9 protein-coding genes are annotated in these 12,437 nt (G+C 68.6%); all 9 read left to right on the top strand.

What is annotated here, in order from left to right:
• The first annotated feature begins 169 nt into the window (after window positions 1–169).
• The gene (locus tag L1O03_RS09155; protein ID WP_268914230.1) at window positions 170–2,170 is read left to right on the top strand and encodes a glycosyltransferase; all 2,001 of its coding nucleotides are present in this window, start codon (window positions 170–172) and stop codon (window positions 2,168–2,170) included.
• Complete coding sequence (locus L1O03_RS09150) at window positions 2,163–2,678, top strand: phosphatase PAP2 family protein (protein ID WP_236119476.1); 516 nt, start codon at window positions 2,163–2,165, stop codon at window positions 2,676–2,678. The genes L1O03_RS09155 and L1O03_RS09150 overlap by 8 nt, the downstream gene beginning before the upstream one ends.
• Complete coding sequence (locus tag L1O03_RS09145; RefSeq protein WP_236119475.1) at window positions 2,675–3,655, top strand: decaprenyl-phosphate phosphoribosyltransferase; 981 nt, start codon at window positions 2,675–2,677, stop codon at window positions 3,653–3,655. Before L1O03_RS09150 ends, L1O03_RS09145 begins: the two co-directional genes overlap by 4 nt.
• Window positions 3,656–3,671: 16 nt before the next feature.
• Window positions 3,672–5,501 (top strand): arabinofuranosyltransferase AftB family protein, encoded by a 1,830-nt coding sequence (locus L1O03_RS09140; protein WP_236119474.1) that lies wholly within the window; start codon window positions 3,672–3,674, stop codon window positions 5,499–5,501.
• Between the two features lie 245 nt (window positions 5,502–5,746).
• The gene (locus L1O03_RS09135) at window positions 5,747–6,775 is read left to right on the top strand and encodes an alpha/beta hydrolase (protein ID WP_236119473.1); all 1,029 of its coding nucleotides are present in this window, start codon (window positions 5,747–5,749) and stop codon (window positions 6,773–6,775) included.
• A gap of 235 nt (window positions 6,776–7,010) precedes the next feature.
• The gene (locus L1O03_RS09130; protein ID WP_236119472.1) at window positions 7,011–8,951 is read left to right on the top strand and encodes an alpha/beta hydrolase-fold protein; all 1,941 of its coding nucleotides are present in this window, start codon (window positions 7,011–7,013) and stop codon (window positions 8,949–8,951) included.
• Window positions 8,951–9,442 (top strand): DUF732 domain-containing protein, encoded by a 492-nt coding sequence (locus L1O03_RS09125; RefSeq protein WP_236119471.1) that lies wholly within the window; start codon window positions 8,951–8,953, stop codon window positions 9,440–9,442. Before L1O03_RS09130 ends, L1O03_RS09125 begins: the two co-directional genes overlap by 1 nt.
• A gap of 4 nt (window positions 9,443–9,446) precedes the next feature.
• Entirely contained in the window at window positions 9,447–10,364 is a 918-nt protein-coding gene (locus L1O03_RS09120) for a cutinase family protein (RefSeq protein WP_236119470.1), read from the top strand.
• Between the two features lie 84 nt (window positions 10,365–10,448).
• Window positions 10,449–12,323 carry a FadD32-like long-chain-fatty-acid--AMP ligase gene (locus tag L1O03_RS09115; RefSeq protein WP_236119469.1) on the top strand — a complete coding sequence of 625 codons (1,875 nt, stop codon included), beginning with the start codon at window positions 10,449–10,451 and terminating at the stop codon, window positions 12,321–12,323.
• Window positions 12,324–12,437: the final 114 nt, after the last annotated feature.

The following is a 12,437-nucleotide window of genomic DNA, read 5'->3' as shown; positions in this document are numbered from 1 at the left end:
GCCGGAGGGGGCCCAGAGGGGACGGAATACGCTAAGGATACGGCCAGGCTGCAGTGAGTGTCACGTCTTGTTCGCGCGCGCGGGGGGACTACGCTTAGTCTCGACAGTTGCACGCTGAGCCGCGGCGGCCGGGCGCCTCGCGCCGCCCCGACGGCTCCTTTGAGTACTGATGCCAAGCGAGACGGAGTCTAGGAACGTGAACCCTCAAGCCCATCAGGTTGAACCAGCGGAGCAGCTCCAGCGGCTGCTGCTGCCTCGCCGCGGAGAACCCCATGATGTGCGGATGCTGTACCTCGTCGAGGCGGAGCAGAACACCGAGCGCCTCCGCTGGGAGGATCGCACCAGCGTGACCCTGCCCGCCGGCACCGAGGTGAGCTTCGAGACCTACTTCAACGCCTTCCCCGCCTCCTACTGGCGGCGCTGGTCCAGCCTCGACTCGGTCCTCCTTTCTCTGCGCGCGCGGGGGCGCGGCAGCATCGAGGTGTACCGCTCCAAGGTCGACGGCACCCGCGTCCACGTGGCCAGCGCCCCGGCCGAGGACGGCACCGTGCAAGTGAACGTCCCGCTCACGCACTTCGAGGACGGCGGCTGGCTGTGGTTCGACGCCGTCGCGGAGACCGAGCTCACGCTGAGCGGCGGGTGGTACGCGGCGGAGGCGCCGTCGGCCCAGACGCTGCCCGACGGCTCCCAGGTGGGGCCCTTCCGCGCGGGGGTGACCGTCGGCATTCCTACGTTCAACCGGCCCGCGGACGCCGTCGCCGCCCTCGAGGCGCTCGCCAGCGACCCGGAGGTCGACGCCGTCATCGAGGCGGTCATCATGCCCGACCAGGGCACCCAGCACCCGGCGGATGAGCCCGGCTACGCGGAGGTGACGGCCCACTTCGGCGAGCGCTTCCACGAGGTGCGGCAGGGGAACCTCGGCGGCTCGGGCGGCTACAGCCGCATCATGTACGAGGCGGTGGAGAACATCGGCGACTCGCCGTTCATCCTCTTCATGGACGACGACATCGCCATCGAACCCGAGTCCATCCTCCGCGCCGTCCAGATCGCCCGCTTTGCGGAGCGCCCCTTCGTCCTCGGCGGGCAGATGCTCAACCTGCAGGAACGCGCCCAGCTGCGCACGATGGGCGAGATCGTCGACCCGCGCACCTTCATGTGGGCGCCGGCGCCCTTCGTCCACTATGACCACGACTTCGCCGAGCACCCGCTGAGCGACAGCGCCGACCCCGGCCCCCGCCCCCGCGGCGTCTCCCCGGAGCGCTGGGCGCAGAAGAGCGCGCGCGACCTGCACCGCCGCATCGACGTCGACTTCAACGGCTGGTGGATGTGCCTCTTCCCGCGCGTCGTGGCCGAGCAGATGGGCCAGCCGCTGCCGCTGTTCATCAAGTGGGATGACACGGAGTACTCGCTGCGCGCCGCGAAGGCCGGCTACCCGACGGTCACGTGGCCCGGCGTCGCGATTTGGCACATGGCCTGGGCGGATAAGGACGACGCCATCGACTGGCAGGCCTACTTCCACCTCCGCAACCGGCTCATCGTCGCCGCTCTCTACCACGACGGCCCCGTGCAGGGCATCATCCAGAACCTGCGGAAGTCCACCTTCAAGCACCTCATGTGCATGGAGTACTCCACGCTGGCGATCCAGCTGGAGTCCATGCGGGACTTCCTCGCCGGCCCGGAGCGCCTCTTCGACATCCTCGAGACCTCGCTGCCGCGCATCAACGCCATCCGTCGGGACTACTCGGACGCGCAGGTGCTGCCCTCGGCCTCGGATCTGCCGGCCGCGAGCGGCGCCCCCGGCGTCCCGATGAAGGACATCGGCGGCCGCCTCGCCAAGATCAAGAAGATCGGCTGGCTGGCCAAGGGGCTCAAGCACAGCCTCTCCCCGGCGGACCCGGCCCACCAGGACACCCCGCAGGCGAACCTCTCCCCGGACCAGGCCCGCTGGTTCTCCCTCTCCCGGCTCGACTCCGCCACGGTGACCACCGCCGGGAACAACGGCGTCGTCTTCCGCAAGCGCGACCGGGAGCTCGCGAAGCAGCTGCTCAAGGACACGACGGCCCTCCAGAAGGAGGTCGCCGAGCGCTTCGACGAGATGCGGGAACGCTACCGCGCCGCCCTGCCCGAGCTCACCTCGCGCGCGCGGTGGGGAGGGGTCTTCCGTGGCTAGCACCGACAAGCAGGAGGCCGACCTCCTCGTCGCCCTCCAGAAGGCCACCGCCGACGTCCCGGGCGTGCTCCCCGCCGCCCGGACCCTCAGCCTCATCGGGGAACATGCCGCCGGCTGGCTGCTGCTCTCCGGGGTGGGGGCGGCCGTCGACACCCGACGCCGCCGCGAGTGGCTGGGCCTCGGCGCCGCAGCCTTCACGACGCACGCCGCCTCCGTGGTCATCAAGCGGATTGTGCGGCGCCCCCGCCCCCACGATGAGCGCATCCGCATCGGCGTGGGCACCCCCTCCCAGCTGAGCTTTCCCTCCTCGCACGCGACGTCGACGACCGCCGCGATGCTCTACCTATCGAGGATCCTCGGCACGCCGTGGCCGCTGGCGGTTGTGCCGATCATGATGACCTCGCGTATGGTGCTGGGGGTTCATTATCCGACCGACGTCACCGCGGGGGCACTTCTCGGCGCCGCTGGCGCAGGACTTATCCGGACAGCAGAGAGGCACGTAGCGTGAGCGAGACTGGCCAAGCATATATTGGTTCCGAACCGCACACTTCCGGCATTGTGAATTCAGGGAAGCACAAGCCGCCGAAGAATCTCCTCGACGGCATGATCAAGGCGTTGCGCCCCAAACAGTGGGTGAAGAACGTGCTGGTCGTGGCCGCCCCCGCGGCGGCCGGTGCCGACTCCCTGCTGCACGCGCGCACCCTCATCGACATCCTCCTGGCCTTCGTCGTCTTCTGCTGCGCGGCGAGCTCCATCTACCTCATCAACGACGCCCGCGACGTCGAGGCCGACCGGGAGCACCCCACGAAGCGCTTCCGGCCCATCGCGGCCGGCGTCCTCCCGGTGAACCTGGCCTACATCATGGCGGCGGTGCTCATCGCGCTGGCCCTGGGGATCAGCTACATCGCCACTTCGGGGCACGGCCTCGCGATTGTCGTCGCCGTCTACATCGTCCTCCAGCTGGGCTATTGCTTCGGCTGGAAGCACCAGCCGGTGGTGGACATCGCGCTGGTCTCCTCGGGCTTCATGCTGCGCGCGATGGCCGGCGGCGTGGCCGCGAACATCAACCTCTCCCAGTGGTTCCTCCTGGTCGCGGCGTTCGGCTCGCTCTTCATGGCGAGCGGCAAGCGCTACTCGGAGCGGCTCCTCTCGGAGCGGACGGGCGCGAAGATCCGCAAGTCCCTCCAGGGCTACACCCCCACCTACCTGCGCTTTGTGTGGACGCTGGCGGCCACGGCCGTGGTCATGTCCTACGCCCTGTGGGGCTTTGAGCTCTCCCGCCAGACGGGCGGGGCGGCCGGCATCTGGTACCAGGTGTCGATGGTCCCCTTCACCGTCGCGATCCTCCGCTACGCCGCCGACGTCGACCGCGGCGAGGGCGGCGCCCCCGACGAGATCGCCCTCACCGACCGCGTCCTCCAGAGCCTCGCGCTCGCGTGGCTCGTGTGTATTGTCATCGCGGTCTATGTAGTTCCGGCCCTCTAAGATATGATGTTTTCTTATGACTAAACCCCGGGGGTGGCACGCCCCTGCCCTCAACCCCGCCCTGCTCAGCACCCTCGCCAGCGCCATCGTGCTCGCTGTGTTCGCGGCGGTGGGCGGCTGGATGCGGCGGTGGATTGCCGACGACGGCCTCATCGTCCTCCGCACCGTCCGCAACCTCCAGGCCGGGAACGGCCCGGTCTTCAACGCGGGGGAGCGGGTGGAGGCCAACACCTCCACCCTGTGGCAGTACCTCATCTGGATCGTCTCGGAGATCCTCCCGATGCGCCTCGAGGTCATCGTCCTGGGTCTCGCCCTCGCCTGCACGATCGCGGCGGTCGTCGTCGGGGCCCTCGGCGCGGGGCACCTCTACCGCGGCGCCGCGACCTGGGTTTTCGCCCCCGTCGGCGGCATCGTCTACCTCGCGGTGCCGCCGGCCCGCGACTTCGCCACCTCCGGCCTCGAGTGGGGGCTGTGCCTCCTGTGGCTCGCGGTGGCCTGGTTCCTCCTCGTGCTGTGGGCCGACGGCCGCTGGCCGATCGTCCTTCCCGTCCTCGCCGTGTGGGCGGGCCTGAGTTGGCTGGTCCGCCCGGAGCTGGCCCTCTACGGCGGCGTCATCATTGTGGTGCTGGCGCTCGCGCAGACCTCCGTGCGGAGAGCGGCCGGGGTCTTCGCCTGGGCGATCCCCCTCCCGCTCGCCTATGAGATCTTCCGCATGGGCTACTACGGCCTCATCACCCCGCACACGGCGGTGGCGAAATCCGCCTCCGACTCCGAGTGGGGCACCGGCTGGGCATACTTCGTAGACTTCCTCCACCCCTATGGGCTGTGGATCGCCGCGGTCCTCCTCATCGCCCTCGCCGTCTGGCAGGCCCGCCAGCGTCGCACCGACGCCCCGGCCCCCGGCCGCTGGCGCTGGGCCTCGGGGCGGACGGCCGTCGCGATCATGATCGGCTGCGCGCTGCTGCACATCCTCTACATCATCCGCGTGGGCGGCGACTTCATGCACGGCCGCATGCTGCTCATCCCCTTCTTCGCCCTCCTCCTGCCCGTCATGGTGCTGCCCATCCTCCCGATGGGGGAGCGGCGCCTCGCGCTCCGCGCGCCGGGCGTGGCGGGGCTCTGCCTCGTCCTCGTGTGGGGCGGGGTCGTCGTGGTCCGCTCGACGCCGCCCTGCGGCGAACCCTCCGGCGTGGTCAACGAGCGCGAGTTCTGGACCTGCAACACCAAGCGCATCCCCGGCAACCCGCCCAAGAACGCCGACGACTTCCTCGCCGCCGCCGTCATGCAGGACTACATGCCGGTCCTCGACGGCGCCATCGCGCACAACGACGCCGAGCTCCAACCCATCGTGCTCTCCGAGGACCCGGTGGTCATCTACTCGTGGATGCCGCTTGCGCGCCGGACGGACGTCGAGCCCTCCGAGGCCGAGCCGCTCACCCTCTACCCGACGGTGCTCGGCACCCCGGGGGTGAAGACGCCGCTCGACGTCGCGGTGCGCGATAGCGTTGGGCTCGCGACGCCGCTGGCCGCGCGCATGCCGCGGATCCCCGGCGGGCGCGTGGGCCACGACAAGTGGCTCACCGTCCCCTGGCAGGTGGCGGCGAGCGACGCCGACATCTCCCGCCTCCCCGACTGGATCGACCGCGACCAGGCCACCCTCGCTCGCGAGGCGCTGAAGAAGCCCGAGGTCCAGGAGCTCTTCGCCACCTACCGCGACCCGCTCACCGTGGGGCGCTTCTTCGCGAACATCCGCTTCGCGCTGACGACGGGCCGGACCTTAAGCTTCTCCGATGACCCGCGGGACTATTTCACCCCGGAGGAGGTCCGAGAGATCCTCGGTCATTAGGATCCTCTCAGGAAAAGGATGCCTCCAGAGAGGGGTGTGACCTGCCCTATTGCTCAAACATTGCACTCCTCCCCCAAGCTTCTGTGACAAAAAGATGTGAAGAGGGTGCGTCGTCGTTTACACTGTGATGAGCCGTCTGCCCGTCTCCGCGCGGGCGGGTGTAACGCGGAAGCGATGGGGATCGATAGATCCCGTTGAGAACCGAGAGTCGTCTACAGACGGACGTTGTACATATAAGGAGAACCATGTCTTTGAAGACTGGACTGCGGGGGCTCGTGAAGAAGGCCTCTGCCGCTGTTGTCGCCGTTGCGGCGGCAGCTTCCCTCATGGTGGCCGGCACTGGTACGGCTGCGGCCGATAACATGAATTGGCTGCGCCCCGGCTGCCGCTGGGATTCGGAATTCCCGGGTGGTGTCCCCGACTGGGTACAGCGCTGCGATGTCTACTCCGAAGCGATGGGTAAGAACATCGCCGTCCAGATCCGACCGGCTGAGCGCGGTGGCAACGCCGCCCTCTACCTGCTCGACGGCCTCCGTGCCCAGGACACGTACAACGCCTGGACCCGGGACTCCTACGCCCCGGCCAAGTTCAAGGGCACCAACATCGCCCTCGTCATGCCGATCGGCGGCGCGGCCTCCTTCTACGCTGACTGGGAGGGCCCGGCCAAGTTCAGCTCCGTGGAGCCCGTGAACTACAAGTGGGAGACCTTCCTCACCAAGGAGCTCCCGGGCTACCTCCAGCAGAACTTCGGCGTGAGCCCGAACAACAACTCCATCGCCGGCCTCTCCATGGGCGGCACCGCCGCGATGAACCTCGCGGCCAAGCACCCCGAGCAGTTCCGCCAGGTGCTCTCCTACTCCGGCTACCTCTCCACCACCATGCCGGGCATGCAGACCCTGCTGGGCATCGCCCTCATTGACGGCGGCGGATTCAACATCAACGCCATGTACGGCGGCCTCATCAACCCTCGCCGCTTCGAGAACGACCCCTTCCTTAACATGGAGGGCCTGCGCAACACCGACGTCTACGTCTCCGCCGGCAACGGCGTCCCGCGCGCCAACGAGTGGGGCATGGAACCTCGGTTCATGATCCCCGGCTCCGCGCTGGAGATCTTCGCCCGCTACACCACCGGCCTGTGGACCCTCAAGGCCCGCGCCCAGGGCATCAACTTCACCGAGGACTTCCCGCCCTACGGCCTCCACAACTGGACCCAGTTCGATGACCAGCTCAACTGGACCCGTGACCGCATCCTCAGGGTGATGAACGCCTACTAAAGGCTTTCGCTCGACGACTCTCCTGGCCCACCCCGCGCCCTGCGCGGGGTGGGTTTTTCTGTGCGCCCGGTGTGTCGATTCCCCAAACTCTCAAGTTGTACTTAAACTTGACACCAGTGCCCCGAGGCCCCCGTGGCCGACGCTCCTTCCGGAGGAGGGGAACCTTCGGAAGGCAGCCCCGTGACGGGCCTCTTCACCGACCGCTTTTCCGCATCGTCAAAGGACAACACGAACCATGAGCGTTACCGCCTCCCGATTCCCTCGGCGACGTTCCCTCCGGATCGCACTCGCCGCCACCGCCGTGCCCACGGCCCTCGCCACGGCCGCCGGTATTCTCTCCCCGGTTTCCGCCCAGGCGGAAGAGCTGTCCTCCCAGCTCTTCGGCCAGACGGCCGCCCCCGACGCCCCCGGCGAGCCCCCGGTCCGCACCCCGGTGAAGACCACCTACCCGGACGTCGGCGGGCTCCCCCAGGGCGTGGAGGTGGACCACGTGGACTGGATCAGCAACCGCTTCATCAAGGTCTTCATCAAGTCCCAGGTGATGCCGGAGCAGCTCATGCAGGTGGACATCCTCCTTGCCCGCGACTGGCAGTCCCACCCCGAGCGCACCTTCCCGGAGGTGTGGGCCCTCGACGGCCTCCGCGCGCGCGATGATGAGAACGGCTGGACCATCGAGACGAACATCGCCCAGCAGTTCGCGGACCGCAACGTCAACGTCATCCTCCCGGTGGGCGGCCAGAGCTCCTTCTACTCGGACTGGCAGCGCCCGGACAATGGCAAGAACTACAAGTGGGAGTCCTTCCTCATGAAGGAGCTCATCCCGGTCCTTGACCACGGCTTCCGCTCCAACCGCACCCGGAGTGTCGTCGGCATTTCCATGGGCGGCACGGCCGCGGTGAACCTCGCGGAGCGCAACCCGGGGATCTTCCGCTTCGTGGGATCCTTCTCCGGGTACCTCGACACGACGAGCCGCGGCATGCCGGAGGCCATCAAGGTGGCGCAGCAGGATGCGGGCGGCTATAACGCCGACGCCATGTGGGGCCCCGCTTACTCCCAGGACTGGATTGACCACGATCCGAAGCTGGGCATCGAGGCTCTGGGCGACAGCGTCGTGTACGTCTCCTCCGGCTCCGGGCGCGATGACTACGGCCGCCCCGGCTCCGCCGCGACCGGCCCGGCCAACCTCGCCGGCATGTCGCTGGAGGTCCTCTCCCGGATGACGAGCCAGACCTTCGTCAACGCGGCCAAGAAGACCAATGTCAACGTCATCACCCAGTTCCGCCCGTCCGGGGTGCACTCCTGGGATTACTGGCAGTACGAGATCGGCCAGGCCTGGCCCGCGATGGCGGATGCCATGGGCCTCTCCCAGGAGGATCGCGGGTCGGATTGCGTCGTCGGCGGCGACATCGCGAAGCAGGATCTCTCCATCGTGGGATCCTGCACCACCAACGAGTTCCCCATGGCCCGGGGCGTGGCCCAGGAGTTCCGCAACGGGACCGCCTACTGGTCGCCGGAGACCGGCGCCCACGCCCTCTATGGCACGATCAACGGCCTCTACGCCTCCATGGGGGCGGCGACCTCGTGGCTCGGCTTCCCGACCACGACGGAGCTCGGCACCCCGAACGGCAAGGGGCGCTACGTCCACTTTGAGAACGGCTCCATCTACTGGACCCCGCAGACCGGCGCCTTCGCCGTGCCGAAGGACGTCATGGAGGCCTGGGGCCGCGAGAAGTACGAGAACGGCGCGTTCGGCTTCCCCAACGGCAACGCCTATGACCTCCGCGGCACCACGGTCTTCCCCTTCGAGGGCGGCGCCTTCATCCGCACGAAGGACAACGGCGTCCAGTGGATGCGCGGTGAGATCATGAAGCGCTGGCTCGCCGACGATGGGGCCGTGGGCGCCCTCGGCGCCCCGAAGGGCCCGGAGAAGCTCATCCCCGGCGGCGCTTTCCAGGAGTTCGAGCACGGCAACATCTACTGGACCGGGAAGCTCGGCGCGCGCGTGATCCGTTACGGGCAGATCTTCGACGCCTGGGGCACGCACAACTGGGAGCGCGGCGAGTACGGCTGGCCCGTGGAGGACATGAAGGAGATCCCGGCCGGCGGCCTCGAGATGCGCTTCGAGCACGGCATCATCCGCGAGGTCAACGGCAAGATTGAAGAGGAGAAGCACTAATGCGCAGGCTGCTCACGGCCCTCTGCGGAGTGGCGCTGGCGGGCGGGCTCGTCGCCTGCGGCGGTGACGCCACCGTCGACAATGCGGGCGCGCCCTCCTCCGTCGCCCCGCTGACCAGGGAGAACACCAAGGAGAGCTCGACGGAATCCTCCTCCGACTCGACCTCCTCCTCGCTCCCGGCCCCCGCCCGCGAGCCCTCCCAGGGCGGCGAGGATCGCGGCGCCCGCGAAGTCCAAAACGCCCCCGAGGCCCAGCACCGCACCGAGGAGGAGCGGCAGTTCCTGGACGCGCTCACCAAGGAGGGGCTGGACGTCAAGGATCTGGAGGACACGCTCGTCGCCTCGGCGCAGAACGTGTGCGGGAACCCGGAGCAGTCGGGCACGCTCATCAACGCGGTGGCGGGGCAGCTCGTGGAGCAGCAGCGCACCTCGAAGAGCGTGGAGGATGTGGCCTCCCTGATTGAAAAGACCGCACAGAAAGCGTACTGCTAAGACAATGAGAAAGTTCCTCACGGTCCTTGCCGTTATCGTCGTCCTCGTCATCATCGGGGCGGGGCTGCTGCAGTGGCAGCGCTCCACCCAGCAGCCGGGAGAACAGCAGGGGCCGGGGAGCTCCGAGGAGGCTGCCCCGCAGCAGCCGGACTGGTGTCCGCGCGTGGAGGTGCTCGCCGCCCCCGGGACCTGGGAGTCCGCGGCCGACGACGACCCCATCCACCCGCACGCCAACCCCAACTCCTTCATGCTGAGCATCACGCAGCCGCTCCAGGAGACCTACCCGGAGAATGACGTGAAGGTGTGGACCCTGCCCTATACGGCGCAGTTCCGCAACATCAACGCCCAGCAGGAGATGAGCTACGACGACTCCCGCCAGGAGGGAACCGCCACGCTGGAGAACGAGCTCCGCTCGATGCACGAGCAGTGCCCCGCCACCCAGTACATCCTCTCGGGCTTCTCGCAGGGCGCGGTGATCGTGGGCGATATTGCCAACCGCATTGGGAATGGCACCGGAGTGGTGCCCGCTGACCGGGTGGCCGGTGTGGCGGTTATCGCGGATGGCCGACGCGAGCCCGGCGTGGGCGTGAGCCCGGGCGTGCAGATCGGCGGCGTGGGCGCCGAGGTGGCGCTGGCGCCGGTGAGCGGGCTCGTCCAGCCGGTGGTCCCAGGCGCCACCATGCGCGGCCCCCGGGAGGGCGGTTATGGTGAGCTTCAGGATCGCACCTTTGACTTGTGCGCGCCCAATGACTCGATCTGCGATGCACCGCGGGACCTCGGGAACGCGATGGCCCGGGCCCAGGCTCTCGTGCAGGCCAATGGCGTGCACGCGCAGTACGCGAGCAATCCCGACGTCGTGCCGGGGACCACGGCGAATCAGTGGGTCGTGGACTGGGCCAAGGGCGTGATTGACGGAGTCTAGGGCCCCACGCTATAGTTTCCGATCACGAACAAAATCACGAGTCGCGCTGGCGCGCGCCCGCGTGCCGCACGAGGAAGGGGAGGCATGGATCTTCGACAGGCCATGGCCCAGTTTTTCACCGAGAAGGGTGAGATCGCTCTCGCCCCGCAACTGACTCTCGCCGGCCTGTGCGAGCTGGTCTACCAGAAGGATCTGGCGTCCGGCGGAGGGGACACGGTCTGCCTCCACGCCTGGGACTTCAGCTCCTCCCGGGAGGGCGAGTCCCGCGGCATCACCCGCACCGAGGTGAACACGCGCATCAAGGCCGTGGCCGCCCGCCTCCAGCAGGTGTGCTCGATCGGAGATAAGGCCGCCATCCTCGCGGGCAACTCCCCGGAGTACCTCTACGGATTCCTCGGCGCCCTCTACGCCGGACTCATCCCGGTTCCCCTCTACGATCCGGCCGAGCCCGGCCACGCCGATCACCTCCGCGCCGTGCTCGCCGACGCCCAGCCGGCCGTCGTGCTCACTGCCGGCGCCTCCTCGCGGCCGGTCCGCAGCTTCTTCGCTGACCGCCCGGCCAGCGAGCGCCCCCGGATCCTCGCCATCGACGCCCTCCCGGACACCCTGGCGGAGATCTGGCGGAACCCGCTGGAGACCCCGGAGGGCAAGGAGTTCGCGGTGGCCTCCCAGACGGACCCGGTGGACCTGCCCGCCTTCATCCAGTACACCTCGGGCTCCACGCGGACCCCGGCGGGCGTCGTCCTCACGAATCGCTCCATCCTCACGAACGTCCTCCAGATGTTCCAGGCCGTCGGGGTGGGGAAGCGCCCGCTGCGCGTCTCCTCCTGGCTGCCCCTCCACCATGACATGGGCATCATCCTCAACGCCTTCGTGACGATCCTCGGCATCGAGACCGAGCTCATGGGCCCGCGCGACTTCATCCAGCAGCCCTCCCGCTGGCTGGAACAGCTCTCGCGCCGCGAGGGCGAGGAGGGTGTCGACGTCTACTCCGTGGTCCCCAACTTCGCGCTGGAGCTGGCCGCCCGCTATGGGAAGCGGGAGGGCCAGGAGCTCGACCTCTCCGGGGTGGACGGGATCATCATCGGCTCGGAGCCGGTCACCGAGCGCGCGCTCGCGCTCTTCGAGGAGACCTTCGCACCGGCCGGACTGCGCCGCGAGGCGCTGCGCCCCTCCTATGGGCTGGCGGAGGCCTCCCTCATCGTCACCACCCCGCAGCGGGAGAACCGCCCGGTCGTCTGCCACTTTGACCGGGAGAAGCTCGCCGAGGGGACGGCCGTGAAGGTTGCCGCCGACGCCGAGCAGGCCACCGCCTTCACGTCGAACGGGCAGGTCGTGCGCCCGCAGTGGCTCGTTATTGTGGACCCGGAGACCCGCGCCGAGCTGCCGGAGGGCAGCGTGGGCGAGCTGTGGCTGCGCGGCGATAACCTCGCGGTGGGCTACTACCAGCGCGCGGAGGAGACCACCGCGACCTTCCATAACACGCTGGGCGAGCGGCTGGCGGAGAACTCCACGGCGGGCGACGCCCCCGACGAGGGCTGGCTCGCGACGGGCGACCTCGGCACGATCCTCGACGGCGAGGTGTTCATCACCGGCCGCCTCAAGGACCTCATCGTCATCGCCGGGCGCAACCACTACCCGCAGGACATCGAGCACACGGTCGGCGAGGCGAGCCCGCACGTCAACCCGCAGGCCGTCGCTGCCTTCTCGGTGCCGGGGGAGGACGTGGAGCGCCTCGTGATCCTCGCGGAGCGGGCGCTCGGCGCGGAGGAGTCCGGGGACGGGGAGGCCGTGTCCGCAATCACCGCGGCGGTATCTCAGCGCCACGGCATCGTGCCGGCGGAAGTGCTCATCCTCCACGACCAGGAGATCCCGCGCTCCTCCAGCGCGAAGATCGCCCGGCGGGTGGCCCGCCAGCGCTACCTCGAGGGACAGCTGGCCCCAGAAAACACTGAGTAAGCGCCAGTTCACGCCTGAAAGAAAAGGTAGTCTTATTCATATGTTCACAGCCCGACACCCCTATTACCCTGGGAATGGTGTCGGGCTGTAGTGTTCGCTCCGTGCGTCGATGTG

It is taken from the genome of Corynebacterium uropygiale (assembly GCF_021568315.1).
In the GTDB taxonomy this organism is placed as follows: domain Bacteria; phylum Actinomycetota; class Actinomycetes; order Mycobacteriales; family Mycobacteriaceae; genus Corynebacterium; species Corynebacterium uropygiale.
This window is presented reverse-complemented; position numbering and strand designations above follow the sequence as displayed.

What these genes read in the sequence shown, in the direction of transcription:
- L1O03_RS09125 (WP_236119471.1), top strand. Translation starts at nt 8,951, where the DNA reads ATGCGCAGGCTGCTCACGGCCCTCTGCGGAGTGGCGCTGGCGGGCGGG.
- L1O03_RS09140 (WP_236119474.1), top strand. Translation starts at nt 3,672, where the DNA reads ATGACTAAACCCCGGGGGTGGCACGCCCCTGCCCTCAACCCCGCCCTG.
- L1O03_RS09130 (WP_236119472.1), top strand. Translation starts at nt 7,011, where the DNA reads ATGAGCGTTACCGCCTCCCGATTCCCTCGGCGACGTTCCCTCCGGATC.
- L1O03_RS09120 (WP_236119470.1), top strand. Translation starts at nt 9,447, where the DNA reads ATGAGAAAGTTCCTCACGGTCCTTGCCGTTATCGTCGTCCTCGTCATC.
- L1O03_RS09115 (WP_236119469.1), top strand. Translation starts at nt 10,449, where the DNA reads ATGGATCTTCGACAGGCCATGGCCCAGTTTTTCACCGAGAAGGGTGAG.
- L1O03_RS09135 (WP_236119473.1), top strand. Translation starts at nt 5,747, where the DNA reads ATGTCTTTGAAGACTGGACTGCGGGGGCTCGTGAAGAAGGCCTCTGCC.
- L1O03_RS09155 (WP_268914230.1), top strand. Translation starts at nt 170, where the DNA reads ATGCCAAGCGAGACGGAGTCTAGGAACGTGAACCCTCAAGCCCATCAG.